Source organism: Cellulomonas sp. URHB0016, assembly GCF_054057935.1.
The window spans coordinates 4,045,610-4,071,117 of record NZ_JBSRZU010000001.1; the positions used below are offsets into that span (position 1 = coordinate 4,045,610).

Here is a 25,508-nt window from a genome sequence, read left to right on the forward strand (position 1 = left end):
GCGCTTACGCTGGCTGAACACACGGGGTCCGATGCTGCGCAGACCATGCGGATCGCGACGGAGGTGCACGTGCGGGTGCTCGTGGCCGAGGACGAGGAGGTCATGGCGGACGCGCTCGCGCGCGGGCTGCGCCGGGCCGGGTATGCGGCCGACGTCGCCGCCGACGGCGGGTGCGCCCTCGAGCTGGCCGCCGTGAACAGGTACGACGTCGTGCTCCTGGACCGCGACCTGCCGGTGGTGCACGGTGACGAGGTGTGCCGTGCGCTCGTCGCCGCAGGCTCGTCCGCGCGGATCCTCATGCTGACGGCGGCCGGAGGCCTGCAGCAGAAGGTCGACGGCTTCGGGCTGGGTGCCGACGACTACCTCGCCAAGCCGTTCGCGTTCGCGGAGCTGCTCGCGCGCGTCCAGGCGCTCGCCCGGCGCACCGCCCCGGCCCAGCCACCGGTCCTGTCCACGGGCGACCTGCGCGTCGACGTGGCCCGCCGCGCCGTGACGCGGGCCGGGCGTCCCGTCGAGCTGACCCTCAAGGAGTACGGCGTCCTCGTCGAGCTCGTCCGGTCCGGCGGCGCGACGGTGTCCGCCGAGGACCTGCTGGAACGGGTGTGGGACGAGAACGCCGACCCGTTCACCAACGCGGTGCGCGTCACGATGGTCGGCCTGCGGCGCAAGCTCGGCGACCCACCCCTCATCGAGACGCTCCGTGGCGCCGGCTACCGCCTGGTCATGCGATGAGGCGTTCACTGAGCGTGCGCTGGCGGCTCACGATCTTCTACACGTTGCTGGTGGCGCTCTCCGGTGCGGTGCTCCTGCTGCTGGTCTACGGCCTCGTCACCCAGGCTCAGAGCCGGTCGATGAACGTCGAGACCCACCGGCTGCCCGGCGACGCGCCGGGGACCGCGCCGTTGCCGGAGACCGTGCCGTTGCCGGGCCCCGTCGTCAACGAGGTCCGCGACGAGGCTGTCGGCTCGACGATGGACCAGCTCGTCCGCAACTCCTGGCTCAGCTTCGTGCTCGTCACCGGCGCGTCGGTCGGGATCGGCTGGCTGGTCGCCGGCCGGGTGCTCAGGCCCGTGCACACCATTACCGCGCGGGCGCAGCGGATCTCCGCCGACTCCCTCGACGAGCGCATCGCGCTCGGTGGCCCCCGTGACGAGCTGCGGGAGCTGGCTGACACGTTCGACGCCCTGCTCGGCCGCGTGCAGCAGACGGTGAGCTCGGAGCGGCGGCTCGTCGCGACGATGTCCCACGAGCTGCGCACGCCGCTGGCCAACCAGCAGGCCGCGCTCGACGTGGCGCTCGCGGACCCCGAAGCCGACGCCGACGAGCTGCGCACCGCGGCGTCGACCGCGCTCGACCAGAGCCGCCGGGCGGCCCGCACCATCGACGCGCTGCTGGTGCTGGCACGCGCGCAGTCCGGTGAGGCCGTCGGCCCACCCGTCCCCGTGGACCTGCGGGTCGCCGTCGAGGATGCGGTGGAGCAGGTGCGACGACCCGACGACGGCCTGACCTGGGACGTGCGGCTCACCGACGTGACCGTGCCGGGGGAGCCGGCCCTGATCGGCCGGGCCGTGGCCAACCTGGTGCACAACGCCGCCCACCACAACGTCGCCGCGGGCCGGGTGGTGGTGTCCCTGACCGGCGCGCCGGACGGTGCCCGCGTGGTCGTGGAGAACACCGGGCCGGCCGTGCCACCGGACGCCGCCGCGGACCTCGTCCTGCCGTTCCGTCGAGGCGCCGCGGACCGTACGGCGAACGGCGACGGGGTGGGGCTCGGTCTCACGGTGGTCCGTGCGGTGGCCGACCATCACGGCGGTGTCCTGGTGCTCACGCCACGCCCGGAGGGCGGGCTGGTCGGCGAGCTGCGGCTGCCGTCGTCCTGAACGTGCTGGTGCGGGAGACGGGAGTCGAACCCGCACGCCCTCTCGGGCACCAGGACCTAAACCTGGCGTGGCTGCCGTTTCACCACTCCCGCGCGGCCGAGTCTCCCACGAGGGCCGCCCGGCCCCCGCGGGGATCGACCTCAGGCGACCTTGAGGTCCCGTCGTAGCTTCGCGACGTGCCCGGTGGCCTTGACGTTGTACTGCGCCAGCGCGACGCGTCCCTCCGGGTCCACGACGACGGTCGAGCGGATCACCCCGGTGACGGTCTTGCCGTACAGCGACTTCTCGCCCCATGCGCCCCACGCCTCGAGGACAGCGTGGTCGGGGTCGGACGCCAGCGGGAACGTGAGGTGCTCCTGCTCGACGAACGTCGCGAGCTTGTCGACCGGGTCCGGGGAGAGCCCGACGACGGCGTACCCGGCGCCCTGCAGCGACGCGAGCGAGTCGCGGAAGTCGCACGCCTGCGTGGTGCACCCCGGTGTCATCGCCGCCGGGTAGAAGTACACGATCACGTGCCGGCCGCGCAGCGCGGACAGCGTGACGCTTCCCTCCGTCGGCGGTCGGCAGCGTGAAGTCGGGGGCGAGGTCGCCGACGGCGAGACGAGGCACGGGTACTCCTGACGAGGCGGTGCGAGGACGGCGTCAGCCTACGTCGGACGGGTACCGTCGGGCTCGTGAGCGCACAGGACACCGACGCCCAGCCGCCCCTGCCCATCCGCATGCTCAACGACCGTCTGCTGGTCACGATCGACCGCGAGACGGCCGAGCGACGCTCCAGCTCGGGCATCGTCATCCCGGCCACGGCGGCGGTCGGCAAGCGCCTGTCGTGGGCGGCGGTGGTCGCCGTCGGCCAGCACGTCCGGCAGGTCGCGGTGGGCGACCGGGTCCTGTTCGACCCGGAGGACCGCGCCGAGGTCGAGCTCGCCGGCACCACGTACCTGCTGCTCAGGGAGAAGGACGTGCACGCCGTCGCGGCCCCGGGAACGATCGGGGAGGGAACGGGGTTGTACCTGTGAGCCTCGCGTCCGCGCGGGTGCGGCCAGTCGCGCCCAGTGCCGCTCCACGACGGGCGACGACCCAGACACCGACCAGGGAGGAGACGACGTGCATCCCGACGCCGCCCCCGACGACATCGAGCCGGTCAAGGACCTGTTGGACGCCCACGTGCCGCTGACGCTGCTGGTGGACCTGTTCACGGACGCCGCGCCCCCTTCGGCGGAGATCCTCGAGGCCGAGGGACTGCCGGACACCGCCTGGTGGGAGGCGGACCCACCGGCCCCCGGCACCTCCGACGAGCCCGGTGCGTGACGGTCGTCACTGCCGGGCTGTCTGGTTCGCCTGCCGGGCCCAGAGCCTGCTAACGTTCTCAACCGCGCGCCATTAGCTCAATTGGCAGAGCAGCTGACTCTTAATCAGCGGGTTCGGGGTTCGAGTCCCTGATGGCGCACCATCGAGGGCACCTGACCAGCGGAGACGCCGGTCGGGTGCCCTTCTCGTCGTGGGTGTGGCTGTGGGTGGACGACCCCTCCCCGGGCAGTGCCCGCCACCGTCGGCTCCTGTGCCGGCTCCGCCGTGTCGTCGAGCTCCCCTAGGCCGGGGGCCCTGGCCGCCGGCGTGCGTCAATCCGCGCATTCGGTGGCAGACGCCGCAGTCGGTGGCAGAGGCCGCACACCGGGTGATGTCCGGCGGCGGATGAGTGAACCTCCAGTCGATCGCGCCGTGGCGGTGTCGGCGGGTTGGCACGATGCACCGGCCCGGGGCGACCGATCCTCTCCGGCGCTGCGCCGTCGTCGGAGGAATTCGTGAAGAAGTGGGGACCCCGTGCGGGTCGTCTGGTGGCCGCCACGGTCATCGCGGTCAGTGTGGCCCTGGCCGGGCCCATGGCAGGTGGCGCCTCGGCGCTCGACCGGCTGTCGCCGCACGCCGCGGCACGGCCGTCGGCGCCCGCCGGAGCGTGGCACCAGGTGGACCCGACGCCCGCTCTGGGCGTGACGTTGCGGTCGGGCGAGAAGCGCGACGCGGCCTTGGCTCCGGGCCGCGAGGTGCCCGCGGGCACCCGGTCGTTGGTCGTCCAGGTCCAGGTGATCACGTCGACCGCCGGGGCGATGACGGTGTGGCCGGCGGGCGAGACGGAGCCGGACGGGTCCGCGGTGTCGTTCCCCGCGGGGACCTCGTCCGCCACGACACTGCTGCGCACGGGTCCGGCGGGTGCCGTCTCGCTGCGGTCCTCGGCGCCGACGCTGGTCTCGATGACCGTCGTGGGGTACGTCGACGGTGACGGTTCGGTCCCTGTCGGTCTGGGTGGGACGACGGTCGTACCGGCAGGCACGGCCGTGGACGGGGCGACAGGTGCCGGTGGGACGGTCCCCGGGCCCGGCGCGGTGTCCACCGTCCCGCTCGCGGGCCTGGCCGGGGTTCCCGCGCAGGGTGCGCAGGCCGTGTGGCTGTCGGTGCAGGTGCAGGGCGCCGGGCCGGGGTCCCTGTCGTTCACCGGGACGTCGGGCGTGTCCTACACCTCCGCCTGGTCGACATCGCTCGTGCTGACTGCCATCGACGGTGACGGGGCCTTCTCGTACTCCGTGCGAGGCGCCGCGCCGGCCGGGCTGCGGATCACGGTGGTCGGGTGGGTCGCGGGGCAGAGCGCGGGCCAGGTGCGTGCTCCGATGACGGACGGCATCGTCGTGGTCCCCGGACGTTCTCTCGCCGATGTGGCGGCCTACGGGACGCGGTCGGTGACGGTGACCGGCAAGGAGGTCCCTGGCTCCGTCCGTTCCGCCGTCCTCCAGGTCAGCGTCCGCTCGGGACTGCTGCCGGGCCAGCTGCAGGTCGGCGACAGTGCGAGACAGTCCCTGTCGGACCCCTCGGTCCGGGCGTTCGTCCCCAGCCTCACGACGACCACCGTCACCGTGGTCGCGCCGGTCGGTGAGACGGGCCAGACCTTCCTCGCCGTGCCCCTCGGGTCGACCCTCACCGGGGTCGTTCTCACGGGCTACCAGTCGCGGCCGGTGACAGCGTCCGTGGACACGGTCGCGCCGGTCCTGGCGATCACCACACCGGTCGCGGGCGTCACGCTGCGGCAGTCGGACTCCGCACAGGTGACCGTGGCCGGAAGCACCTCGGACGCCGGTTCGGGCGTGCGCGAGGTGACCGTCAGCGCCGACGGCACCCTGATCGGCGTCGCTGCTCTGAGGTCCACCGGCAGCGCCACGCAGTCCTGGTCGTTGGACGTGCCCGCGGTCGCAGGGAAGCACACCCTCTCGGTGAGGTCGACGGACTGGGCAGGGCGCAGCACGACCGCGACCCGCACCTACACCGTCCAGGCAGCCGCGGGCCTCGATGTCGTCATCGATCCCGACGCCGACGTCCTGACCCCCGCGGAGCAGGCCGCGATCACCACGGTGGACGACGACACGGTCGTGTTCACGGCGGTCACGCCGGTGCACAGCGGTGACGTGCTCGTCTCGGGCATCAGCGACGCCACCCCCGAAGGCCTGCTCCGCCGCGTCGCCAGCGTCGAGCGGCTCGGGGACACCACGGTCGTGCACACGACACCGGCCACTCTGACCGACGTCTTCCTCGAAGCGCACGTCGACATCGAGGACCTCCCGCTGGACGGCGGGTCGCGGGTGTTCGCCGGCGACGGCACACCGTCCCCGAGCGGTCGGTTCGGCCTGTCCACCGTGCTTCTGCCGGCCGCTGTGGCGACCGCGGAGGCCGAGTTCAAGGACACTCTCACGATCGCGTCGGTGGACATCTCGACGACACCGCAGCCCATCCTCAAGGCCCACGTCGAGGCCAGCGCCTCGATCAGCCTGACCTTCAAGCTCGACATCGACGCCCACTGGGACTGGACGGGCCCCGACCCGGAGCTGACGGAGTTCAGCTACATGTTCGGCACGCGTGCCGGCATCGACGTCGACATCACCGCGACGAAGAAGTGGGAGCTCGACAAGGAGAAGACGCTCGGCTCTGTGCGCCTGGGCGCCTCGACCATCATGATCGGTCCCGTCCCCCTCGTCATGACGTACAACCTCGACCCCGGCGTCTACGTCGACGCGTCGGCCGAGGGCTCGATCACGGCGACGTACGAGCTGTCGATGGTGTCCACGATCGGGATGATCTACGCGGACGGGACGTGGGAGCCCGTCGACGACCTGAGCTTCACGGCCGAGCCGGCCGCCGACGCGCACATCAAGCTCGACGCCAGTGCCGGGGTGACCCTCGACTTCGTGATCAGGATCTACGACCTCGCCGGACCGTACGTCGGCCTCAAGGTCGGCCCGCGGTACGCGATCGACGTCGACCTCATCACGCTCACCGCGCTGCAGACCGTCGACATGGAGTACACGCTGCGTGTGGGGGCCCGCATGACCGTCGCGGGCAAGGCGCTCGCGGACAAGCACTTCGACTTCCCCACCAAGACCGCGCGGCTGTGGACCCACACGTCGGCCTGGGAGAGCTCCGACACCGACCCCGGTGAAGGGGGCGGCGACCCGGGTGACGGGGGAGGCGGAACCGGTGGCAGTGGTGGCGGCGCCGGCGGTGGCGTTGGCGGTGGTGGCACGGGTGGTGGCGGCGGCACCGGCAGCGGCGGTGGCAGCGACCCGGGCGACGACCCGGACGTCACCACGTGGATGAGCATCAGCACGTTCGGGTCGGGCAAGGCCCGTGCGTTCGCCACCGACGGCACCTCCGTCGTCGTCACGGACACCGTGGGCAACTTCGGGGTGTACACCCGGGCGGGCGACAGCTGGAACCTGGACAGCGTCACACCGTTCGCCGGCGGCGTCGAGGAAACCCAGGCCGGTTTCGAGGTCGCCATCTCGGGCGACACGATCGTGGTCACCTCGGGCGCGTACACCCCGGGGCCGTACGAGCTCTGGCTGTACACGCGCACCGGGAGCACGTGGACCCGCACCCAGACGTTCACCGCGCCGGGCACCACCTGGGAGTTCACGGGGATCGGCTACGAGGTGGCCCTCGACGGTGACACGCTGATGTTCACCGACGCCGTCCAGGACGAGCTCTGGGACATGTCACGCGTCGTCCGGGTCTACGAGCGCACCGGTCAGACCTGGACGCACACGCAGGACCTGAGCTCCTCCGGGATCGACTACTGGACGTACGCGACAGGCGACATCGACATCGACGGGGACGTCGCCGCCGTCGGGTCGTTCTACGGAGCCAACCCGCAGCACGCGGTCCACGTGTACCACCGCGGCGACGACGGCACGTGGTCGTCGGAAGCTGTCTGGAGCGAGGACGCCAAGTCCTCGCCGCTGGGCCAGTCGGTCGCCGTCGAGGGCGACACCCTCGCCGTCGGCTACGCCCCGCGGGGTGTCGCCGGCGAGGTGCGGGTCTACCGCCGGTCGGGGACCTCATGGGTCAGACAGGACGACCTGACGGCGCGGAACGGCACCGGCTACTCGTTCGGTACGGACGTCGACATCGCCGGGGGCCGGGTGCTCGTGGGCGAGCCCTTCGCGAACGACGACGCCGGTCGCCTCGTGGGCTACAGCACGAGCGGCGCGCCGGTGCGGACCTTCACGTTCGGCAGCGGGGTCCAGGCCGGCAACGTCGTGGAAGCCAAGGGGCAGATCGCGGTCGTGGGCGACGGCTCGCTCGGGAGCAACTTCATGAGCTGGCCACGCCTGGTGGCGATCAGCTGACCTCCCCCCGCACGACGAAGTCCCCGGCCGAACGCCCGTCGGGGGACTTCCTCGGGCGAGCGGGTCGGCCGGTGCTGCCGGCCGGCCCGCAGCACCGGGCCCACCGTCGAGGCAGGGCTGGAGGACCGGCTCGGCCTGCGAAGGGCCGCGGGCCCCGCCAGCATGGAGGGACCGCCCGGGGCGTCCCGGGGCGGTCCCGCGGCACGGACGGAGCGCGACGATGGAGCAGCAGGCGCAGGAGTTCGACGTCGTGGTGATCGGTGGCGGCGCCGTCGGGGAGAACGTCGCCGACCGCGCCGGCCGGACGGGCCTGAGCGTGGCGGTCGTCGAGCACGCGCTGGTCGGCGGTGAGTGCTCGTACTGGGCCTGCATGCCGTCGAAGGCGCTGCTGCGACCGGGCACGGCGCTCGCGGCGGCCCGTGCGGTGCCGGGTGCGGCGGCGGCGGTGACCGGGACGGTCGACGTGGCGGCGGCGTTCGCGCGGCGCGACGAGGTGACGCACCACTGGGACGACGGCTCGCAGGTCGGCTGGCTCGACAGCACGGGCATCACGCTGTTGCGCGGCCACGCCAGGTTCACCGGGCCGCGCGTCCTGACCGTGCACGGTGCGGACGGTGATCGCGCCGTCGTCGCCCGGCACGCCGTGGTGCTCGCCACCGGGTCGGTACCCGTCGTCCCGCCCGTGCTCACGGAGGTCGCGCCGTGGAGCAGCCGGGAGGCCACGTCCGCCCAGCAGGTGCCGGCACGGCTGGCGGTCCTCGGTGGTGGTGTGGTCGGCGTCGAGATGGCGACGGCGTTCGCGGACCTCGGCAGCGAGGTGACGCTCCTGGTCCGTGGGTCCCGGCTGCTCACCGGCGCGGAGCCCTCCGCGGGCGAGCTCGTCGCGGGCGCCCTGCGTGCGGCCGGTGTGCGGCTGCTCTTCGGCTCCGAGGTGACGGCGGCGACACGCGACGACGACGGCGTGCACCTGGACCTGAGCACCCCCGACGGACCCGAGCGGCTGACCGTGTCCGAGGTGCTCGCAGCCACCGGCCGGCGCCCGAGCACGCACGACCTCGGCCTCGACCTCGTCGGCCTCGAACCGGGGAAGCCGGCCGAGGTCGACGACGCCCTCTGCGTCACCGCCGTGACGGACGGCTGGCTGTTCGCCGTGGGTGATGTCTCCGGCCGGACCGCGACGACCCACCAGGGCAAGTACGACGCCCGGGTGGCCGGCGACGTGATCGCCCACCGGTTCGGGCCCGGCGGGGGCGACGACGAGCGAGCCGCGCCTCCGTGGAGCCGCTTCCGGGCGACCGCCGACCACGGTGCCGTCCCCCAGGTCGTGTTCTCCCGACCCGAGGTCGCCTGGGTCGGCCGGACGGAGGCCGAGGCGCGCGACGCGGGGATCGACGTGCAGGTCCTCGACTACGCGCTCGAGGACGTCGCAGGCGCGACCGTCCTGTCACCCGACTACGAGGGCACGGGGCGGCTCGTTGTCGACCGTGCGCGGCGTGTCGTCGTCGGCGCGACGTTCGTGGGGCCTGACGTCGCCGAGCTGCTGCACGCCGCCACGATCGCGGTCGTCGGCGAGGTGCCGCTCGACCGGCTCTGGCACGCCGTGCCGTCGTACCCGACGCTGAGCGAGGTGTGGCTCCGGTTCCTGGAGACCGCGGGCCTCTGACGGCGGGCTGCTGCCGCGAGCCCCTGTGACGGGGCGCCCGTGCCGCCTCAGTCGGCCGCCAGGGAACCGTCGCTGGACAGCACCAGGCCGATCGCCGCGTCACCCTTGCGGATCGCCTCGCCGATGAGCCCGAAGTCGTACGACTTGAACTCGCCGAACTCGAGACCGTAGGTCTCCTCGAGACCGGGCTGGCAGAACGGCCTGTCGGGGCACTCGGCCGGACCGGCGAGGACCAGGCCCCCGCACTTCGTGGCGAGATCGCTCAACGTGGTGACGTCGTGCTCCTGTGCGAACGCCTCGGTGACGGCGAACGCGTTCTGGTCCTGGGCCGCTGACGGCTTCCCGACCTTGATACCGGCCGTCGCGGCCAGCGGTGTCAAGGCGGCGACGGTCGCGTCGACGTCGTCGGAGGCGACGGACTCGGCGTCCGCGCCGTTCTGCTGGGCGTTGAGGAAGTCGGCGAGCGTCGCCGCGTACTCGGGGACCGCGGTCAGCGTGCCGTCGGTGATCTGCGGCAGGTACAGCTCGCGGTTGCCGATGGTGCGGACCTCGACGCTGAACCCGGCGGTGCGCAGTGCGGCCGCGTAGATCTCCGCCAGCGTGGCGCTCTCGGAGAAGTTCGCCGCGCCGACCACGAGGGACGTGCCGGAGCCCGCGGTGGCGTCGTCGGCCGCGATGCCCTCGTCGGTCACGAACTTCCCGCCCACCTCGCTGGACGTCTGGCGGTCGATGTCGACGGCCTTGTTGAGCTCGATGAGCGTGTCGGTGTCGAGTGCTGCGGACACCTTGTCGAGCGTCGCGAGGATCGCCGGGTTGGCGTCAGCGGCCGCCTTGTTGACGGCCGGGATGATGTTGTCGGCGTTCTGGAGGCCCTGGTCGTCCGTCAGCACCACGAGCTTCTCGCCTGCGACCGGGTCGCACGTCGGCAGCCCGGAGGTCCCGCTGACCTGGGCGTCGGCCTCTCCGCCGCCCGACCCGGGGGTACCGCAGGCGCCGAGCACGAGGGTCGCGGCGGCGAGCAGGCTGAGGGCGGTCGTACGTCTGGCGTTCATCGGTCACTCCTGGGGCAGGGGACGGGAGGGTGGGCCGGTCAGACGGGGGAGCGTGACCCATTCGAGCCGGTCGGTGCGTCGATGGCAACCGGTGTCGGCGCTGGGCTCGGTGGTGTGGGGCGTCGCCCGGTGCGTCGGGAGCTGCGGCGACCCGGTGCGGAGCGTCCGTCACGCCCGAGGGCCTGCAGGCCTGCTGGCGTCACCAGGCGCTGGGCGAGAGCGAGCAGACCCTCGGCGGCCAGGCACAGCGCGGCCACGAGGAACCCGCCGGCGACCACCTGGCCGTAGTTCTGCGTGCCGAAGCCCTCCACCACGATCGTGCCGAGGCTGCGGCCTCCGACGAGCGCCGCGAGCGGGACGGTGGCAATGACCTGCACCGCCCCCGTCCGGATGCCTGCGGCCAGCTGCGGCACGGCGAGCGGCATCTCGACCGACCACAGGCTCCGCGCGCCCGACATCCCCGTGCCCCGGGCGGCCTCGCGGACGTCGGCGTCCACGTCACCGAGGCCTGTCACCGCGCCGGACAGGAGCGGAGGCACCGCGAACACGGCGCACGCGATCACCGTGGCGGTGCTGCCGAACAACCCGCTCGCCGCCAGGAGGGTGAGGAGCGCGAGGGTGGGCAGCGCGCGCGTGGTGTTCGCGACCACGACGCCCGCCGTCGCCCCCCGGCCCCGGTGGCCGAGCCAGAGGCCGACGGGCAGCGCGACCGCTGCGGCGAGCAGCACCGCCAGCACCGACACCGTGACGTGCGCGACGGTGAGCGCGAGGACCCCGTTGCGTCCCGTCCAGTTCAGCGGGTCGTTGAGCCAGGCGAACGCCTCCTGCAGGACGTCCACGTCACACCGGCCTGGTGCTGCGGGCCCACGGGGTGAGCCGACGGCCGACGCCCGCGATCACGAGGTCGCACAGGAGCGCGAGCAGGAGGCACAGCACCGTCGCCGTCATGATCTCCGCGTGGTAGTTGCTGCGGAACCCGCGGAACATCAGCTGCCCCAGCCCGCCGTAGCCGACCACGACGCCGACCGTCACGAGCGCCACGGTCGACACGGTGGCCAGTCGCAGACCCGCCACGATGCTCGGCACGGCCTGCGGCAGCTCGACCGTGAGCAGCAGCCGGACGCGCCCGTACCCCATGCCGCGGGCGGCGTCCCGGACAGCGGGATCCACGCCCTGCAGCCCCACCAGCACGTTGCGGATCAGCACCAGGAGCGCGTAGGCGACCAGGCCGATGAGCACGGTGGTGCGCCCGACGCCCGTGTACGGCGCGAGCACCGCGAACAGGGCGAGCGACGGGATCGTGTACATGACTCCCGCGACCCCGAGCAGCGGCCCCCCGAGCCGTGGGCGCAGGTGCGCGAGCGCGCCGAGGGGGAGCGCGAGCGCGAACGCGACCACGACCGCCTCCAGCGTCAGGGTGGTGTGCTGCTGCAGCGCGGCGAGCACGTCCGCGCTGTTGCGTTGCAGGTACTCCCAGGAGAACCAGGGGTTGGACGGTGCTGCCATCCGCATCCAGCGAACGTACCGGCACGCCCCGACACCCGCGCTGCGTCGACGGTCGCCGACTTCGCCGCCCGCCGCGGTGCCGCCTGCGACGGCGCCCGTCGACCCTGTGGGCTAGCGTCCTTCGAGTGGCAGCCGGCGCGATCAGGTTCGAGCACGTCAGCAAGGACTACGCGTCCGAGCAGGGGCGCGCGGTCGGCCGGGGCGGTGAGCAGGCCGCCGTCCACGACCTGACGCTCGACGTGCACGAGCACGAGGTGCTCGTGCTCGTCGGCCCCTCGGGCTGCGGCAAGTCGACGACGCTGCGGATGGCCAACCGGCTCGTCGAGCCGACGTCCGGCCGGATCCTGCTGCAGGGCGAGGACGTGACGACCACGGACCCCGTCGCCCTGCGCCGCCGCATCGGCTACGTCATCCAGAACGTCGGGCTGTTCCCGCACCGCACGGTCGCGCAGAACGTCGCCACCGTGCCGAAGCTGCTCGGCTGGGACCGGCGCCGCACGTCGGCGCGCGTCGACGAGCTCCTGGAGCTCGTCGGGCTCGACCCCGACCGGTACGCCCGCCGCTTCCCGCACGAGCTCTCCGGCGGGGAGCGGCAGCGCGTCGGTGTCGCACGAGCGCTCGCCACCGACCCGCCGGTGCTGCTGATGGACGAGCCGTTCGGTGCGGTGGACCCGGTGGGACGTCGGCGTCTGCAGACCGAGTTCGCCCGGATCCAGCGCGCCGTCGGCACCACGGTGATGCTGGTCACGCACGACATCGACGAGGCCGTCCGGATGGGCGACCGGGTCGCGGTGCTCAGCACCGGCGCGCACGTCGAGCAGCTCGCACCGCCCCTCGACGTCGTGGCCCGTCCGGCGAGCCCGGCCGTGGCCGACCTCGTGGGACGGGGCCGGATGGCGCGGCTCCTCGCGCTCGGGCGGCTGCAGCACGACGACCTCGCCGAGACCGTCGACGGTGCCGTGGTCGACGATCCCGCGACGGCGCAGGCTGCCGCGGACACGCGCTCCCCGGCGGCCGGCGCCGGCGGGTCCGTCGTCACGCTCGGCACGGACGCGGCCTCGGTCCCGCTGGGGACCGAGCTCGGCGACGTCCTGGCGTCGTTCGTGGGCCGCCCGGACGGTCGGCTCCCGGTGACGCAGGGCGGTCGGACCATCGGCTGGGTGACGCCTCGGAGCGTGCTCGAGGCCCTGCGGCGCCTGACGGACGGTGCCCCGGGCGAGCCGGGCAGTGTGACGCAGGACGCCCGCCGCGCACCTGATGCGGAGCAGGACCCCGTCGGTACGCTTCCCACGTGACGACTCCGACCGCACGACTCGCGCTCGCCACCTGTGCCGAGCTCCCCGAGCTCGACCCCGATGACCACCCGCTGCTGAAGCTGCTGGTGGCACGCGGTATCCCGACGGACGTCGTCGTGTGGGACGACCCGACCGTCGACTGGGCCACGTACCACCACGTCGTGATCCGCTCGACCTGGGACTACACGGAGCGGCCCGCCCAGTTCGCGGACTGGACCCGCCGCGTGACGCGCAGCAGCACGCTGCTCAACCCGGCCGACGTGGTCGCGTGGAACATCGACAAGACCTACCTGCGCGACCTCGAGCAGCGTGGTCTCCCGATCGTTCCCACCATCTGGCTGGACCCGGAGCGCAACTTCGACGCGCGCGCGATCCACACCCGCTTCCCGGCGTTCGGTGACTTCGTCGTCAAGCCCACGGTGAGTGCCGGCTCGCGTGACACCGGCCGGTACGACGCCGGTGTCACGTCCAGCCGGTCGCTCGCGATCACGCACGCCAAGAACCTCCTGGGCGTCGGCCGCCGCGTGATGATCCAGCGGTACCTGCGGCAGGTCGACACGGCGGGCGAGACGGCACTGGTGTACGTCGACGGCCAGTACAGCCACGCGGTCCGCAAGGGCGCGCTGCTGGAAGGCCCGTACCGCGAGGGCGACACCGAGGGAGTCCTGTACCGCCGGGAGGTCATGACCCCTCGCGAGGCGAGCGACGCCGAGCGGGAGGTCGGCGACCGGGTGGTGGCCGCGTTGTCCGAGATCTTCCCGGACGCCGGGCCGCTGCTGTACAACCGGGTGGACCTGATCCCGGACGACGACGGCGAGCCGGTGATCCTCGAGGTGGAGCTCACCGAGCCGTCGTTCTTCTTCGGTTTCGCTCCCGGGTCGGTCGAGCGGTTCGCCGACGCCCTGGCGGCGCGTCTCTGAGCAATGGTGTCCGGGGCACGCCGTGGCACCCGGTACACTTTTCGACGGCCCAGGCGTTCGCGCCTGGTCCGTCACGTGGTGGCTATAGCTCAGGTGGTAGAGCACCTGGTTGTGGTCCAGGGGGTCGCGGGTTCAAGTCCCGTTAGCCACCCCATGATGGCGAGAGGCGCCGACCGTCACGGTCGGCGCCTCTCGTCGTCCCGGCCCGGTGCCCGGGGCCGATGGAGGTCAGGCGGACGTCGCCGGGCGCTTGACGGACGTCGCGACGATCTCCGCGGCGATCCGCCGGGCGGACGCGGAGTCGGGTCCCGGCTGCGCGGGGAGCAGCGCCGCCCGGTAGTACCGCAGCTCGTCGATGGACTCGAGGATGTCGGCGAGCGCCCGGTGGCCGCCGTTCTTGCGCGGCGACGCGAAGTAGACGCGCGGGTACCAGCGGCGTGCGAGCTCCTTGATCGACGAGACGTCGATCACGCGGTAGTGCAGGTGTGCGACGAGCTCGGGCATGTGCCGGTCGAGGAACGCCTTGTCCGTACCCACGGAGTTGCCGGCGAGCGGCGCCTTCCCGGCGTCCGGGACCCACGTGCGGATGTAGTCGAGGACCTGCGCTTCCGCGTCCGCGAGCGAGGTACCGGCCGACAGGGCCGTGAGCAGCCCGGAGGTGGTGTGCATGGTCCGCACGAAGTCGCTCATCTGGTCGACGGCTTCCACCGGTGGGGCGATCACCACGTCGACCCCGTCGCCGAGCACCCGCAGCTCGGAGTCGGTGACCACCGCGGCGACCTCGACCAGCGCGTCGGCACCCAGGTCCAGTCCGGTCATCTCGCAGTCGATCCAGACGATGCGCTCCGCGCTCTCGTGGCCGTTCGAGGGTGCGCCCCCAGGCGTCGTCGCGCTCGTCACCCGGTCAGCCTACGGGGTGACGAGCGTGCCGCTGTGCGGATCGAGCCCATCGGGTCCCGCAGGGCGGGGACGCCGTGCGGACGCCCGGCGCGGCCGTGACCTGCCCGGGGACGTGGCGCTCAGGCCCGGGTGTCCTCGTGCCCCGGAACCGTCGAGGCCAGCCAGGCGGCGGCGACGACGACGACCGTCGCGATGCCCGCGCACCACCGGGCCGTGGTCGAGTCGGCTCCCGACCAGTGCAGGACGCCGAGCGTCACCGCGCCGGCCGCGATGCCGAGCACGAGCCGTTCGAGCCACGTGACGACCCGGGAGAGGAAGCGCTCGCGCGGTGGGCGCGCCGCGCCCGGTGCCGGGGTGGCATGACGCCCCATCAACGAGCCCCGGTCTGCGGGTTCGGGGCGGAGACGCGCTGCGGCATGGCGTCATGGTGGCACGGGCACGGACCGCGCGGCGTGCGCCCGGGCGGTGCCCGTGGGGACGTGGCTGTGCGGGACACGGGTCGAGCACGAAGGGACGACACCCGGAGTGCGTCGTCCCTTCGTGCTCGATGACGGAGCTGGGTCAGCGCGCGAGCGCCGTGCCCGACGTGACACCGGCGAGGAGCCACGACGGGACGGTCACGCGCCGCGGATCCGGCGGGCGACGGGAGGCGTCGCTCGCATGGCGGGCTTGCAGGATGCGTGCCCGGGACCGCATGGTCTCGGCATGCTCGAGGCGGGCCGCGGCGTCCTGCCGTGCGAGCTCGAACGTCATGGTGGGATGCATGGTCGTCTCCTGGACATGGCGAACCAGGGCCCGAGCGGCCCTGGTGATCGGTGTGCAGGAGAACCAGACCACCCCGCCGACGGGGGCGTCACATCATTTTTCGGGCATACCGGGCCCTTGGCGCCGGGGGTCAGGCGGTGCGCTGCAGGGTGCCGATCTGAGTGCCGTCCTCGCCGGACAGGACGAGCTCGTCGCCCTGGACCTGGGCCGAGGTGGCGCGGCCGAGCCACGTGTCGACGTCCGCACAGAACATCTGGGTGGCGGCGAACGGCGAGAAGGTGACGCCGTCGCTCGCAGACTTCCACGTGCCGGACAGCTGGTTGCACCCGTCGGAACCGGTCACGGTCCCGTCCTTGGCCAGGACCAGGTACGCCTCGCCCGTGCTCGACGTGCCCCAGGTGCCGACGGGGTCGCCCGAGCTCGCCGACGAGGCGGCGCCGGACGGGCTCGTGCTCACGGCCGCGCTCGCGTCGCCCCCGGACCCTCCGCCGTCGTCCGCGCAGGCGGCGAGCGCCCCGACTGCGAGGGCGGTGACCAGGGCCAGCACGGCTGCTCGGCGTCCCATGTCCGGCACGTTAGCGCCGTCGGGGCCAGTTCGCTCGGGTGGCGCCCGGACATGGTCGTGGCGCGCTCGCCGGTGCCGCGGCGCGGAGGAGCGCCACGCACCTCCGGTCTCGCTACGGTGCTGAGGAGCCGGCGCCCGTCCGGGCGTGCCGACCGTCCACACCGACCTCCCGCAGGAGCGCGCGATGAGCACGACGTTCGACCCCACCCCTTCCGTCGGTGCCACCCGGGACGTCCGGGTCCGTGCCGTGGGACGCGGCGAGCACGACGTGCTCGGCGTCGCCGTCGCGAGCGCAGGGCCGGTGCCCGGCGTGGTCGGGCTGTCCCGCGGCGTGCTCCGCGAGTGGGGGTTCACCGGAAAGGCGGGGAGCACGTTCACCGTGGCGCGGGCCCAGGCGCCCGTGGTCGCGGTCGGGGTGGGGGCGCCCGGCGAGGTCACGCCGGCGGTGCTGCGGGATGCGGCGGCGTCGTTCGCGCGGGCTGCGGCGCGGGAGGCGGTCCTCGTCTCGGACCTGGCCTCCGTGCCGACGCGCGACGGTGACGTGGCGGCCGCCGCACAGGCCGTCGTCGAGGGCGTGCTGCTGGGCCGGTACCGCTACGACGTGCTGCGGTCGTCGTCGGACGCGGTGGCGGTCTCGGAGATCGTGCTCGTGGTCGACGTCGACGACGACCTGGCGGAGACGCAGCGCGGCGCCGAGCGCGGGCTCGTCCTGGCCCGGGCGGCGGCGCTGTCCCGCGACCTGGCAGGGACGCCGGCGGGGCACCTGACGGCACCCGGTCTCGCGGACGTGGCCACGCGTCTCGCCGCCGCGACCGGGCTGGAGATCGAGGTCCACGACAAGGCGGCGCTCGTCGAGCTGGGGTGCGGCGGGCTGCTGGGCGTGAACGCCGGGTCGGTCGAGGAGCCCCGCATGATCGTCCTGCGTCACACGCCGGACGATGCTGCTCCGGGGCACCTGGGGCTGGTCGGCAAGGGGATCACGTACGACTCGGGCGGCATCAGCCTCAAGCCGTCGAACGCGATGCACGCCGCGATGAAGATGGACATGAGCGGCGCCGGTGCGGTGCTCGCCGCCATGACGGTCCTGCGGGACCTCGACGTGCCGGTCCGGGTCAGCGCCTACCTCGCCTGCACCGACAACATGCCGTCCGGGTCCGCGACGAAGCTCGGCGACGTCCTGACGACGCGCAGCGGGCGGACGATCGAGGTGGTCAACACGGACGCCGAGGGCCGCCTGGTCCTCGCGGACGCGATCGCGCTCGCACGCGAGGACGGTGTCGACGCGATCGTGGACATCGCCACCCTCACCGGTGCCTGCCTGGCGGCGCTCGGCCCGCTGAGCGCGGGCCTCATCGGGAACGACGACACGCTGGCGGCGCTCGTCGAGGCCGCCGCGGACCGCACCGACGAGCGGGTGTGGCGGCTGCCCCTCGACCACCGCTACCGGCACCTGCTGGACTCCGAGGTCGCGGACATCAAGAACCTGGGCGGTGAGTTCGCGGGCGCCATCACCGCGGCGCTCTTCCTCGCGGAGTGGGTCGGCGACGTGCCCTGGGCGCACCTCGACATCGCCGGGCCCATGCGGTCGGAGAAGGACGACGCGTGGCGGACGAAGGGCGCGACCGGGTACGGCGCCCGGCTGCTCGCCGAGGTCGTGGCCGGCTGGGCCGCGGCCCGGTAGCCGAGGTGCATGCTGCCGGCCGTGACGCCACGTCGGCGTCGGGCGAGTCCCGAGGCAGACGTGCGGTGGTGGGACGAGGCGTCGCACCACCACCCGGAGCGCCCCCGGCAGGACTCGAACCTGCAACCGACGGATTTGCGCATGGTTGCAGGTTCGAGTTCCTCCCGCTGGGCCCTGGCCGCATGAGCAAGATCAGGGGCGGCGACGCGTTCGGCATCGGGGACGCCTCGATCGACGTAACACGGGCGATCCTGTTGGATGCGGTCTCAGTCGCGGTGGTGGGCACGGCGAACCCGGCCGGCGCTGGTCGGGCTCTCGCCTTGAACCTTGAGGGTCGCCTGAACAAGGGCACGACGCGCGTCGACGTGCTCTACCTGATGGACAGCGACGGCGCCGCCACCATCATCAGCGAGCTGCTCGGGCTCGCCGGACGTGTCGGGCCCGACTTCCTCGCAGAGCTCATGGCTCGTATCGAGGCGATGCCGCGACAGCCTGGACCCGGTACGCCTGGCCCATGACACTCACAGCCCCGTGGGCGTCCGCGATCGACGAGTGGCTGGTGAGCCTCCGCGCCGCAGGACAGCCTGAGACCACGATCCGAACCCGTCGTCAGCAGCTCTCGCAGCTGGCGACCTCCGAGCGCGTCCCCGACCCGTGGGCGGTCACGCTCGACGACCTGCTCGCCTACCTCGGTGCCCAGCGGTGGGCCGCCGAGACCCGCCACGCGCACCGCGGCGCGCTGCGCGGGTTCTACGCCTGGGCCAAGCGCCGGGGCCTGGTAGACGTCGACCCCGCGCTCGAGCTGCCGCGCGTCCGCCGTACGCCGCCGCGTGCCCGGCCGCTGCCGGAGGACCACGCCCTCGCCGCGCTGGCGGCGGCCGACGAGCGCCAGGCGCTGATGGTCCGGCTCGCCGGTGAGCACGGGCTGCGGCGTGCCGAGATCGCCGTCGTGCACACCCGCGACGTCGTGGCGGACCTGCTCGGGTACTCCCTGGTCGTGCACGGCAAGGGCGGCCGGACGCGGATGGTCCCGCTCGACGACGTCGTCGCCGGCGTGATCCTGGACGCCGCCGGCTACGCGTTCCCTGGGCAGGTCGACGGGCACCTGTCGCCGGCGTGGGTCGGCAAGCTCGTGCAGCGGCTTCTGCCGAAGGGCTGGACCACGCACACGCTGCGGCACAGGTTCGCGACGGCGGCCTACGCGCAGTCGGCCGACGTGTTCGGTGTCCAGGCGCTCCTGGGACACGCGTCGCCGGCGACGACGCTGCGCTACGTGCAGCTCCCGGACGACACTGCCCGGCGCATCCGGACGGCCTCCGGGTTCCGAGTCGCTAGTGAAAGCCCGAGTGAAAGTTTCGCAGCGAATGTCACACCCCATCGCGTACCGGACGCCAGACCACAAACCTCCAGATCTGTGGTCTCTCGCCGGCGGCCGGCGTGACCAAGGTCGAGATCGTCGTCGATGGGGACCTGGTCGTGCTCGTCGTCGAGGACGAGGTCGTCGTGGCGATGCAGGCCCGTACCGCGTACCGCGTGGCCGAGGCCGTCTCTGACGCGGCCTGGCAGATCACCCACCCCGAACGGCCCCGACCCCGAAGGAGACCCGCATGAGCAGACTCGACGGAGTGACCGCGCCAGACGTCCGCCAGGCGTCCGCCATCGAGGTGATGACGACGATGCTCTCGAAGGAGAAGTACTCGGAGAAGACGGGCATCGCGCCGCGGACCCTGGACCGGTACCTGCCCGAGGGGCGCATCGAGGGTGCGGTGAAGGACTCGCGGGGAGCGTGGCGGATCCCTGCCGATGCGCGGCTACTGCCGTCTACTGCTGTCGTCCGCCAGGCGGAGCCTGACGTGGTTCCCCCTCCGCCAGACGTCCGTCTGGCGGACGCCATCGCCACGTTGCCGGCGTTCGTCAACGTGGTGACCGCGGCGCGGCTGCTCGGCATTCCCGCGGACGTCGTACGCGAGAACGCCGTAGAGCTCGACGGCCGGCAGTGGGGGCGCCGTCTGTCGGACCACGAGCGTGCCTGGGTGATCCCGCTGGCGACGATCCGCCGACTCGCCGGTCTCTAGGGCTGCACGGTGAGGGCGTCGCGGACCGCCTCGACGAGCACGTCGAGGTGGTCGGCGTTCGGGTCGACGTCCATGTCGAGCTCGTAGGGCGGGTCGGGCTCCCGGCTCACGGACAGCACGTAGGTGAACCCGGCGCCGTGCCATGCGACGGCGGACTCGCCGCGGGGGCCGGCGAGGGCCCGCATGAGGGCGAGCAGCCGGCGCAGCCGCACCCGCGGCTCAGGGACTCCGCGGTCCTGGTGGGTCATCGTTCCTCGTCCTTCCTGGTGGAGCGGGCGAGCCACCCGACGACGGCCCCGACGAGCGTCCCGCCGAGCCCGTACAGCACGACGGAGCCCTTGAACGTCAGGGACCCCGGGTTGGTCACGGCGGCCACGACGGCGACGACCCACGCGACGCCGACCGTGGTTGCCAGGACGAGCGCGACGGCGTCCCGGGCGGACATCAGGCGTCCGGGATGCCGTCGATGGTGGTGGCCGGCAGCCACTTCGGGCCGGCGTCGAGCTGCTCGCGGGTGATGAGCCCGAGGTCGACGAGCTGGTCGGGCTCGCCCGGGCGCAGCTCGCGCTTGGTGAGGCCGTCGTACAGCCACCACGTGGGGGTGCCGTCGGTGTAGATGAGCGCCTTCACGTCGTCCTCCATCTCCGGGGCCGGCGTCGTCGGCGGCCACCACACCTGCACCTCGTTGAGCCCGGGACCCCAGCCCGCGTACGGGCCGTACACGGTTTCCATCGCGCCGATGGACTCGAACCGGCGGATCTCGGCGTTGAACGTGGACACGATCACGCCGTCGCCGCAGTGGAACGCGACGTGCTCGTAGATGCTCGAGGAGTCGAACCAGACGGGCACGGCCGGCGGTGGGTTGCGGTCGCCGGGCACGCGGTGGTTCGACCCGTACCAGGCGTCGACGGCGGACCCGTACAGGGCGCCGATCGCGAACGGCTCCCGGGTCCACTGCAGGCACAGCCCGGAGTCGGGCATGGCCCCGCCGACCCGGGACAGCGCGTAGGCGACCGCGTCGTCGCCGAGCCGCGTCATGTCGGCTGCAGGATCGCGGTGCCGTACTTCGGCCAGACGGCCTGCACGCCGGCGAGGATGTCGGCGTCGGCTGACGCGGCCGTGATGCCGGGCTGACCGGCGACGAGGTTCACGAACGGCACGGCGTTGCCCGGAGACAAGATGATCAGCTGCGCGGGCGCGATGAACTCGGGGCGCGCGTCGTCGACGAAGATGAGCGCCTGTTCGGTCGCCGCGGCCATGACGCGCCCCTGGGACGCGGGGTCGACGACGAGCTCGGCGGTGTCCTGGTAGGTCATGTCTCCTCCTGGTGTGGTTGCTGGCTCATGCGCGCTGCCCGGTGAGGGTGACCGCGATCGCGACCGACGTGCTGGCGGCGGGGGTGCCCGCGTTGTAGAGGCGCACCGACGGCGCGGTCAGGTTCGACACCCCGTAGAAGAACGCGGTGATCGGGAACGCGGTGGAGCCACGGCCCACCACGTTGAGGTAGTAGATCGACGCGAGGGTCAGGCCGGCGGGGATGTTGAGGTTCACGTCGCCGCCGGCGTTGGTGGACGCGGTGAACGTCCACGAGAACGTCTCCATCGGCTTGCCGTTGTTCGCTCCCACCACGGGCGCCGGCCAGCCACCCGGCGGGATGAACACGACCTCGGGGACCCACCGGGTGCCGTCCCACCCTTCCCAGCGGGCGACGTCCTCGAGGTAGGTCTTGGCCCCCTTGAGCGGTGCGGGGAACTGCGCGGTGCGGTCCGCGGCCGACGCGAACGTCTGCACCGACTGGTCCCACAGCGGGTTGCCCCAGGTGACAGGGTCGATCACCTGCCCGACGACGACGGTCTTGCGTCCGGTTGCCATGTCAGATCCCTCCGATGCCCCAGCGGTCGATGCCCCACTTGCCGGTGCCCCACTTGGCGACGTTCGTCCAGCGGGACACGTCCTCGAGCAGCAGCAGCCCTTCGAGGGAGTCATGCCGCACCTCGACGTCCCAGCCGGTGACGGCCTGGCGGTAGATGCTGCCGGCGTCGTCGACGACGTCGAACGTGCGGTCGGGCTCGATGCCGAGCAGCACCGCGGGCACGCGCGGGTCCTCGCTGATGGTGTCGAGCAGCGCTTGCCCGGGGGCCGGTGAGGGCCACGCGCCCTGCCCAAGGACGGCTTCGGCGATCGTCGTCGACCAGGCGTCGCTCGTGTGCAGGAGCTCGACGTCCTTGAACGCGAACGGCTGGTAGCGGGCGATCGACTCGCGGTCCTCGCGCTGTGCGGGCACCGGGACGTCACCCGGGACCGACACGTCGACCTTGCGGGAGATCGTGACCCGGTTCCGGGTGACCGAGGGCTGGTTGGCGCCCATCGTCATCACGGCCACGTCGCCGGGCTTGGTCGCGCACACCACGAGCCGCCCGGCCAGCGTCACGCCTTGCCCGACGCGGCCGCGGGGCCGGTAGGCCAGGGCGCCGGCGCGGGTCACCCACAGCAGGCCGAGGTCGGAGTCGGCGACGGACAGCAGCTCGTCCCAGGCGGGCGCGTCCAGGGTGGTCGCCTGCAGCGCGGTGCCGCCGGCGGTGACGTCCAGGGCGCCCGGCCAGCGGGCCGCGGCCGCGATCCGGGTCACCCGGGCGCCGGCGAGCTCGCCGGCGCCGGCCGCCGGTGAGGCGACCAGGTCGGAGGCGACCAGGATCGACGTGCCGTCGACGCACTGCACGTCGGCCTGCGCCTCGCCTGGGTCCCACGAGTAGCCGCGGGTCGCGACGTACCCGGTGAACGCGGCCGCCCAGGCGCCCACCGGGGAGGTCGTGCGGTACAGGACTCGCACGGGGGTCCGGTCGCCGATGATGCCGGCGTGCGGGCCGTTCCACGGGTCCCACTGTCGGCCGTCCAGGGTGAACGCGGCCGACGCTGACTCCCAGCGGCGGGCGACGCCGTCCTCGGTGTTCGACCCGGCCGTCAGCCGCAGCCCGTCCAGGACGTCGCAGGTCACGTCGAGCCAGTCGCCCAGGGCGGTGTCCGCGGTCGCCCAGCGTGCCTGGCCCCATTTCGAGGTGCCCCAGACGGCGGCGTCGACGGCGCGGCCGACGGCGAGCTGCACCGACAGGTCGACGCCGTAGGTCGTTGTCCCGGGCATCACGTCACCCCGAACCGGACCCCGGCGGCCTGCCCGCGGCGCAGCAGCGCCTTGAGGTAGCGGGCCGTGGCGACCGGGTCGGAGGACTCGGGCACGTTCAGGGTGATGCTGACCACGCCGGCGCCGCTCGAGCTGGACCCGGCCCGCAGCGCACGGGTGGCCGGTGCGACGCCGGGGGCCGACGAGGATGCGGTGCCGGCTCCGGGGCCGGACTTGCCGAACAGGTTGCCGATCGCGTTGCCGATGTCGGTCAGGACTTTGGGCATCTTGATCCGCCCGAGCCAGTCGATGACCGACTGGATCGCGGCGACGACGTGGTCGAACGCGGTCTTCACAGCGTCGATCGGGTGCAGGATCGCGTCCAGGGCGGTCGTCGCGGCGCCCTTGACGGCGTCCCAGATGGTCGTGGCGGCGGTCTTGATGCCCTCGAAGATGCCGACCCAGATGCCGATGTAGAGCCGCACGCCGGCGATGATCAGGTTCCACGCCCCGGTCGCGGCGGTGACGAGCCACTTCCACACCGCGCCGGCGGCGGCCTGGATCCCGGCCCACGCCGCGGCCCACAGGTCCTGGAACCACGTCGTCTTGGTGGCGATCAGGACGACGACCCCGATCAGGAGCACGATCGCGGCGATGATGAGGCCGATCGGGTTGGCGGTCATCGCGGCGTTGAGGATCCACTGCACCGCGGCCCACGCCTTGGTCGCCGCCGACGCGGCCGTGGACGCGACGGTGTGCGCGACGGTGGCGGCGGTGTTCGCGATCCGGGCCGCGGTGTCCTTCAGCGTGGTGACGGCCAGGGACTCCTGGGCGACCTTGAACAGGATGGACGCGCCCTCGGCGGCGTCCATCCCGGTCGCGACGAGCTGCAGCGCGGATGCCGCGGGCCCGAACCCGGCCGCGTCCAGCGCACCGGCCAGGGCGCCGAGCCCGGTCGCGGTGTCCCCGGCCTTGCCGCCGACGTCGTCGATCTTCTCCGCGGCCGAGCCGGCCGCCTTGCCGGCGTCCTCGAAGCCCTTCGTGGCGTCGCGGGCGTCGGCGAGGATGTCGACGGACAGCACGGCGGTCTTGCCCACGAGCTCACCTCCGCTTCGATGCCCTCTCGACCTCGTCGGCCTGTTCCTGCAGGACGTCCAGCACGGTGAGGACCATCTCCGGGTCCTCGTGCCACCACGGCCCTGGGTGCGTGTGGGTGGCGACTGCTAGCTGCGCGATCAGCCGGCCCCAGGTGCCGGCGGCGTAGGGGTGATCGGTTCGGGCTCGAGCTCGGCGACGTCGAGGGCCTCGGAGCGGAACTTCTCCAGGGTCAGGCCGGTGTCGGTCTCGGGGTCGCGTCGGGCAGCGTGCCACGTCAGGAACATGAGGAACCCGACGGGGTCCTCCTCGGCGGTCGGCCACCCGTGGCGCTGCCGCAGCGCGGCGAACTGGTGGTAGTCGTCGGGGCGGGTGTGCACGTCGACGACGCCGGCGGGCATCGTGACGTGCAGGTGCTGGCGGATGGTCCGCAGCCGGTTGCCGCTCATGCGCCCTTCACCCCGTCGACGATGTCCTGCAGCTCCCGGAAGTAGAGCTCCAGCCAGGTCGGCTCGGTGCTCGTGGCGGCCTCGGAGATGAACGGGTTGGCGGCGATGTGGTGCGCCGGCCAGCCCCAGTGGATCGGGCCGGCGTAGCGCAGCGACGATCCGCCGGCGCGGACGGTGACCTTGGCGGCCGCGGCCGCGGGTCGCAGCGAGGCGGCCAGGCGACCGGTCCGGATGGGGGCGCGGGACCGGGCGGCGTCGGCGATGACGTCTCCGACCCTCTTGTTGACGGCCTTCAGGTCGGACAGGTCCTGGCCGGCCTCCTTGAACGTGCGGCGCAGCTCGCGCCCGCCGTGCACCACGAACACGGGCGAGCTCACGCGGACACCAGCTCGTCGTCGGCGACGACGTCGTCGGCCAAGGGCGCCGCGCCGCCGTAGGTGTAGGCCGTCTTGGGGTCGAAGTTGATCAGGGTGAACGCGATGTCGGCGTTGAGGTAGTCGCCCTGGTTGTCGGCGCCGAACTTCAGCGGGGTGAGCTTGAGCTGCCCCTCCGCCATCGTGCCGACCGCGGTCGAGGGGGTGAACTCGAAGTCGACGGTCTCGCCGGCATGCTCGTTGCACAGGGCGAACAGCCCGTCGGCGAGGCCGGCGTCGACGTCGACGTTGCCGGACAGGGTCCACTCGGTCTCGTCGGGGGCGGACTTCTGGTTGCCGCACAGCATGGTCTTGGTGTCGCCGGCGGTGACGTTGGGCTCGATCGCAGCGTTGTTCACCAGGCAGGACACGTCGATCATGGTCGCCGTCTGCCCGATCTTCAGCGTCCCGGGCCCCAGGTTGCCGGTGCCGTCGTCGGTGGTGGGCATGGGTCAGTCCTCC

Annotated in this window: 30 protein-coding genes, 3 tRNA genes and 1 pseudogene; 15 read left to right on the forward strand and 19 right to left on the reverse strand. The window is 72.9% G+C overall.

Annotation, left to right across the window (positions count from 1 at the left end; all coding sequences use genetic code 11):
* Nucleotides 1–69: 69 nt before the first annotated feature.
* Together ACVW07_RS18565 and ACVW07_RS18570 are read left to right on the forward strand one after the other, a co-directional pair.
* Complete coding sequence (locus tag ACVW07_RS18565) at nt 70–732, forward strand: response regulator transcription factor (protein ID WP_456821122.1); 663 nt, start codon at nt 70–72, stop codon at nt 730–732.
* Nucleotides 729–1,880, forward strand: coding sequence for a sensor histidine kinase (locus ACVW07_RS18570; RefSeq protein WP_456820678.1), 1,152 nt, complete (start codon nt 729–731; stop codon nt 1,878–1,880). The genes ACVW07_RS18565 and ACVW07_RS18570 overlap by 4 nt, the downstream gene beginning before the upstream one ends.
* A gap of 6 nt (nt 1,881–1,886) precedes the next feature.
* On the opposite strand, the gene ACVW07_RS18575 is transcribed toward ACVW07_RS18570, so the two are convergent.
* Both ACVW07_RS18575 and bcp read right to left on the reverse strand, forming a co-directional pair.
* Nucleotides 1,887–1,972 (reverse strand) — tRNA-Leu (locus ACVW07_RS18575).
* Between the two features lie 48 nt (nt 1,973–2,020).
* Nucleotides 2,021–2,489, reverse strand: a pseudogene (bcp, locus tag ACVW07_RS18580) (thioredoxin-dependent thiol peroxidase).
* Between the two features lie 110 nt (nt 2,490–2,599).
* On the opposite strand from bcp, the gene ACVW07_RS18585 reads away from it, so the two are divergent.
* The 5 genes from ACVW07_RS18585 to ACVW07_RS18605 all read left to right on the forward strand — a co-directional run bounded on the left by ACVW07_RS18585 (nt 2,600) and on the right by ACVW07_RS18605 (nt 9,212).
* On the forward strand, nt 2,600–2,896 hold the full coding sequence (locus ACVW07_RS18585; protein WP_456821123.1) for a GroES family chaperonin: 297 nt from the start codon (nt 2,600–2,602) through the stop codon (nt 2,894–2,896).
* An 88-nt stretch (nt 2,897–2,984) separates the two neighbouring features.
* Nucleotides 2,985–3,188 carry a hypothetical protein gene (locus tag ACVW07_RS18590; RefSeq protein ID WP_456820679.1) on the forward strand — a complete coding sequence of 68 codons (204 nt, stop codon included), beginning with the start codon at nt 2,985–2,987 and terminating at the stop codon, nt 3,186–3,188.
* Between the two features lie 66 nt (nt 3,189–3,254).
* Nucleotides 3,255–3,330, forward strand: a tRNA-Lys gene (locus ACVW07_RS18595).
* Nucleotides 3,331–3,682: 352 nt separating this feature from the next.
* The gene (locus ACVW07_RS18600; RefSeq protein WP_456820680.1) at nt 3,683–7,549 is read left to right on the forward strand and encodes an Ig-like domain-containing protein; all 3,867 of its coding nucleotides are present in this window, start codon (nt 3,683–3,685) and stop codon (nt 7,547–7,549) included.
* 220 nt (nt 7,550–7,769) lie between these two features.
* On the forward strand, nt 7,770–9,212 hold the full coding sequence (locus tag ACVW07_RS18605; RefSeq protein ID WP_456820681.1) for a dihydrolipoyl dehydrogenase family protein: 1,443 nt from the start codon (nt 7,770–7,772) through the stop codon (nt 9,210–9,212).
* 47 nt (nt 9,213–9,259) lie between these two features.
* On the opposite strand, the gene ACVW07_RS18610 is transcribed toward ACVW07_RS18605, so the two are convergent.
* Genes ACVW07_RS18610 through ACVW07_RS18620 form a run of 3 tightly spaced genes read right to left on the reverse strand, consistent with a single transcriptional unit; the run spans nt 9,260 to nt 11,776 of the window.
* Nucleotides 9,260–10,264: a glycine betaine ABC transporter substrate-binding protein gene (locus tag ACVW07_RS18610; protein ID WP_456820682.1), complete on the reverse strand. Its 1,005-nt coding sequence runs from the start codon at nt 10,262–10,264 to the stop codon at nt 9,260–9,262.
* A gap of 38 nt (nt 10,265–10,302) precedes the next feature.
* Nucleotides 10,303–11,103: an ABC transporter permease gene (locus ACVW07_RS18615; RefSeq protein WP_456820683.1), complete on the reverse strand. Its 801-nt coding sequence runs from the start codon at nt 11,101–11,103 to the stop codon at nt 10,303–10,305.
* Nucleotide 11,104: 1 nt separating this feature from the next.
* Complete coding sequence (locus ACVW07_RS18620) at nt 11,105–11,776, reverse strand: ABC transporter permease (protein WP_456820684.1); 672 nt, start codon at nt 11,774–11,776, stop codon at nt 11,105–11,107.
* A 119-nt stretch (nt 11,777–11,895) separates the two neighbouring features.
* Here ACVW07_RS18620 and ACVW07_RS18625 point away from each other — a divergent pair, with 119 nt between their 5' ends.
* The 3 genes from ACVW07_RS18625 to ACVW07_RS18635 all read left to right on the forward strand — a co-directional run bounded on the left by ACVW07_RS18625 (nt 11,896) and on the right by ACVW07_RS18635 (nt 14,139).
* Nucleotides 11,896–13,065 carry an ABC transporter ATP-binding protein gene (locus ACVW07_RS18625; protein ID WP_456820685.1) on the forward strand — a complete coding sequence of 390 codons (1,170 nt, stop codon included), beginning with the start codon at nt 11,896–11,898 and terminating at the stop codon, nt 13,063–13,065.
* Nucleotides 13,062–13,985 carry an ATP-grasp domain-containing protein gene (locus tag ACVW07_RS18630; protein WP_456820686.1) on the forward strand — a complete coding sequence of 308 codons (924 nt, stop codon included), beginning with the start codon at nt 13,062–13,064 and terminating at the stop codon, nt 13,983–13,985. The genes ACVW07_RS18625 and ACVW07_RS18630 overlap by 4 nt, the downstream gene beginning before the upstream one ends.
* Before the next feature lie 78 nt (nt 13,986–14,063).
* Nucleotides 14,064–14,139, forward strand: a tRNA-His gene (locus ACVW07_RS18635).
* 74 nt (nt 14,140–14,213) lie between these two features.
* Here the strand turns inward: ACVW07_RS18635 and orn are convergent.
* From orn to ACVW07_RS18655, 4 genes are all read right to left on the reverse strand, one after another.
* Nucleotides 14,214–14,804, reverse strand: a complete 591-nt coding sequence (gene orn, locus ACVW07_RS18640; RefSeq protein ID WP_456821124.1) for an oligoribonuclease — start codon at nt 14,802–14,804, stop codon at nt 14,214–14,216.
* A gap of 200 nt (nt 14,805–15,004) precedes the next feature.
* Nucleotides 15,005–15,256, reverse strand: a complete 252-nt coding sequence (locus ACVW07_RS18645; protein WP_456820687.1) for a hypothetical protein — start codon at nt 15,254–15,256, stop codon at nt 15,005–15,007.
* Nucleotides 15,257–15,446: 190 nt separating this feature from the next.
* Nucleotides 15,447–15,650, reverse strand: a complete 204-nt coding sequence (locus tag ACVW07_RS18650) for a hypothetical protein (protein ID WP_456820688.1) — start codon at nt 15,648–15,650, stop codon at nt 15,447–15,449.
* A 130-nt stretch (nt 15,651–15,780) separates the two neighbouring features.
* The gene (locus tag ACVW07_RS18655) at nt 15,781–16,215 is read right to left on the reverse strand and encodes an META domain-containing protein (RefSeq protein WP_456820689.1); all 435 of its coding nucleotides are present in this window, start codon (nt 16,213–16,215) and stop codon (nt 15,781–15,783) included.
* Nucleotides 16,216–16,399: 184 nt separating this feature from the next.
* Here ACVW07_RS18655 and ACVW07_RS18660 point away from each other — a divergent pair, with 184 nt between their 5' ends.
* The 5 genes from ACVW07_RS18660 (at nt 16,400) to ACVW07_RS18680 (ending at nt 19,971) form a co-directional block, all read left to right on the forward strand.
* Nucleotides 16,400–17,896: a leucyl aminopeptidase gene (locus ACVW07_RS18660; protein ID WP_456820690.1), complete on the forward strand. Its 1,497-nt coding sequence runs from the start codon at nt 16,400–16,402 to the stop codon at nt 17,894–17,896.
* Nucleotides 17,897–18,078: 182 nt separating this feature from the next.
* Nucleotides 18,079–18,414 (forward strand): hypothetical protein, encoded by a 336-nt coding sequence (locus tag ACVW07_RS18665; RefSeq protein ID WP_456820691.1) that lies wholly within the window; start codon nt 18,079–18,081, stop codon nt 18,412–18,414.
* On the forward strand, nt 18,411–19,337 hold the full coding sequence (locus ACVW07_RS18670) for a tyrosine-type recombinase/integrase (protein ID WP_456820692.1): 927 nt from the start codon (nt 18,411–18,413) through the stop codon (nt 19,335–19,337). The genes ACVW07_RS18665 and ACVW07_RS18670 overlap by 4 nt, the downstream gene beginning before the upstream one ends.
* Nucleotides 19,334–19,507, forward strand: coding sequence for a hypothetical protein (locus tag ACVW07_RS18675; RefSeq protein WP_456820693.1), 174 nt, complete (start codon nt 19,334–19,336; stop codon nt 19,505–19,507). Before ACVW07_RS18670 ends, ACVW07_RS18675 begins: the two co-directional genes overlap by 4 nt.
* A complete protein-coding gene (locus tag ACVW07_RS18680) occupies nt 19,504–19,971 on the forward strand; it encodes a hypothetical protein (protein WP_456820694.1) in 468 nt (155 codons plus the stop codon). Before ACVW07_RS18675 ends, ACVW07_RS18680 begins: the two co-directional genes overlap by 4 nt.
* Here the strand turns inward: ACVW07_RS18680 and ACVW07_RS18685 are convergent.
* From ACVW07_RS18685 to ACVW07_RS18730, 10 genes are all read right to left on the reverse strand, one after another.
* Nucleotides 19,968–20,219, reverse strand: coding sequence for a hypothetical protein (locus tag ACVW07_RS18685; RefSeq protein WP_456820695.1), 252 nt, complete (start codon nt 20,217–20,219; stop codon nt 19,968–19,970). The two genes, ACVW07_RS18680 and ACVW07_RS18685, sit on opposite strands and share 4 nt — an antisense overlap.
* The gene (locus ACVW07_RS18690) at nt 20,216–20,416 is read right to left on the reverse strand and encodes a hypothetical protein (RefSeq protein ID WP_456820696.1); all 201 of its coding nucleotides are present in this window, start codon (nt 20,414–20,416) and stop codon (nt 20,216–20,218) included. Before ACVW07_RS18690 ends, ACVW07_RS18685 begins: the two co-directional genes overlap by 4 nt.
* Entirely contained in the window at nt 20,416–21,009 is a 594-nt protein-coding gene (locus ACVW07_RS18695) for a hypothetical protein (protein ID WP_456820697.1), read from the reverse strand. The genes ACVW07_RS18690 and ACVW07_RS18695 overlap by 1 nt, the downstream gene beginning before the upstream one ends.
* The gene (locus tag ACVW07_RS18700; RefSeq protein WP_456820698.1) at nt 21,006–21,287 is read right to left on the reverse strand and encodes a hypothetical protein; all 282 of its coding nucleotides are present in this window, start codon (nt 21,285–21,287) and stop codon (nt 21,006–21,008) included. Before ACVW07_RS18700 ends, ACVW07_RS18695 begins: the two co-directional genes overlap by 4 nt.
* A 25-nt stretch (nt 21,288–21,312) precedes the next feature.
* Entirely contained in the window at nt 21,313–21,843 is a 531-nt protein-coding gene (locus ACVW07_RS18705) for a hypothetical protein (RefSeq protein WP_456820699.1), read from the reverse strand.
* Nucleotide 21,844: 1 nt separating this feature from the next.
* Nucleotides 21,845–23,110 (reverse strand): hypothetical protein, encoded by a 1,266-nt coding sequence (locus ACVW07_RS18710; protein ID WP_456820700.1) that lies wholly within the window; start codon nt 23,108–23,110, stop codon nt 21,845–21,847.
* Nucleotides 23,110–24,186, reverse strand: a complete 1,077-nt coding sequence (locus ACVW07_RS18715; RefSeq protein ID WP_456820701.1) for a hypothetical protein — start codon at nt 24,184–24,186, stop codon at nt 23,110–23,112. The genes ACVW07_RS18710 and ACVW07_RS18715 overlap by 1 nt, the downstream gene beginning before the upstream one ends.
* Nucleotides 24,187–24,324: 138 nt before the next feature.
* Nucleotides 24,325–24,633: a hypothetical protein gene (locus tag ACVW07_RS18720; RefSeq protein WP_456820702.1), complete on the reverse strand. Its 309-nt coding sequence runs from the start codon at nt 24,631–24,633 to the stop codon at nt 24,325–24,327.
* The gene (locus ACVW07_RS18725; RefSeq protein ID WP_456820703.1) at nt 24,630–25,010 is read right to left on the reverse strand and encodes a hypothetical protein; all 381 of its coding nucleotides are present in this window, start codon (nt 25,008–25,010) and stop codon (nt 24,630–24,632) included. Before ACVW07_RS18725 ends, ACVW07_RS18720 begins: the two co-directional genes overlap by 4 nt.
* A complete protein-coding gene (locus ACVW07_RS18730) occupies nt 25,007–25,495 on the reverse strand; it encodes a hypothetical protein (RefSeq protein WP_456820704.1) in 489 nt (162 codons plus the stop codon). The genes ACVW07_RS18725 and ACVW07_RS18730 overlap by 4 nt, the downstream gene beginning before the upstream one ends.
* Nucleotides 25,496–25,508: the final 13 nt, after the last annotated feature.

Bases quoted from the DNA above. Each gene is read 5' to 3' on its own strand.
- ACVW07_RS18710 (WP_456820700.1), bottom strand. From the start codon at position 23,110: ATGCCCGGGACAACGACCTACGGCGTCGACCTGTCGGTGCAGCTCGCC.
- ACVW07_RS18720 (WP_456820702.1), bottom strand. From the start codon at position 24,633: ATGAGCGGCAACCGGCTGCGGACCATCCGCCAGCACCTGCACGTCACG.
- ACVW07_RS18695 (WP_456820697.1), bottom strand. From the start codon at position 21,009: ATGACGCGGCTCGGCGACGACGCGGTCGCCTACGCGCTGTCCCGGGTC.
- ACVW07_RS18660 (WP_456820690.1), top strand. From the start codon at position 16,400: ATGAGCACGACGTTCGACCCCACCCCTTCCGTCGGTGCCACCCGGGAC.
- ACVW07_RS18680 (WP_456820694.1), top strand. From the start codon at position 19,504: ATGAGCAGACTCGACGGAGTGACCGCGCCAGACGTCCGCCAGGCGTCC.
- ACVW07_RS18645 (WP_456820687.1), bottom strand. From the start codon at position 15,256: ATGGGGCGTCATGCCACCCCGGCACCGGGCGCGGCGCGCCCACCGCGC.
- ACVW07_RS18690 (WP_456820696.1), bottom strand. From the start codon at position 20,416: ATGTCCGCCCGGGACGCCGTCGCGCTCGTCCTGGCAACCACGGTCGGC.
- ACVW07_RS18705 (WP_456820699.1), bottom strand. From the start codon at position 21,843: ATGGCAACCGGACGCAAGACCGTCGTCGTCGGGCAGGTGATCGACCCT.
- orn (WP_456821124.1), bottom strand. From the start codon at position 14,804: ATGACCGGACTGGACCTGGGTGCCGACGCGCTGGTCGAGGTCGCCGCG.
- ACVW07_RS18620 (WP_456820684.1), bottom strand. From the start codon at position 11,776: ATGCGGATGGCAGCACCGTCCAACCCCTGGTTCTCCTGGGAGTACCTG.
- ACVW07_RS18570 (WP_456820678.1), top strand. From the start codon at position 729: ATGAGGCGTTCACTGAGCGTGCGCTGGCGGCTCACGATCTTCTACACG.
- ACVW07_RS18655 (WP_456820689.1), bottom strand. From the start codon at position 16,215: ATGGGACGCCGAGCAGCCGTGCTGGCCCTGGTCACCGCCCTCGCAGTC.
- ACVW07_RS18665 (WP_456820691.1), top strand. From the start codon at position 18,079: ATGAGCAAGATCAGGGGCGGCGACGCGTTCGGCATCGGGGACGCCTCG.
- ACVW07_RS18610 (WP_456820682.1), bottom strand. From the start codon at position 10,264: ATGAACGCCAGACGTACGACCGCCCTCAGCCTGCTCGCCGCCGCGACC.
- ACVW07_RS18700 (WP_456820698.1), bottom strand. From the start codon at position 21,287: ATGACCTACCAGGACACCGCCGAGCTCGTCGTCGACCCCGCGTCCCAG.
- ACVW07_RS18670 (WP_456820692.1), top strand. From the start codon at position 18,411: ATGACACTCACAGCCCCGTGGGCGTCCGCGATCGACGAGTGGCTGGTG.
- ACVW07_RS18605 (WP_456820681.1), top strand. From the start codon at position 7,770: ATGGAGCAGCAGGCGCAGGAGTTCGACGTCGTGGTGATCGGTGGCGGC.
- ACVW07_RS18650 (WP_456820688.1), bottom strand. From the start codon at position 15,650: ATGCATCCCACCATGACGTTCGAGCTCGCACGGCAGGACGCCGCGGCC.
- ACVW07_RS18585 (WP_456821123.1), top strand. From the start codon at position 2,600: ATGCTCAACGACCGTCTGCTGGTCACGATCGACCGCGAGACGGCCGAG.
- ACVW07_RS18730 (WP_456820704.1), bottom strand. From the start codon at position 25,495: ATGCCCACCACCGACGACGGCACCGGCAACCTGGGGCCCGGGACGCTG.
- ACVW07_RS18685 (WP_456820695.1), bottom strand. From the start codon at position 20,219: ATGACCCACCAGGACCGCGGAGTCCCTGAGCCGCGGGTGCGGCTGCGC.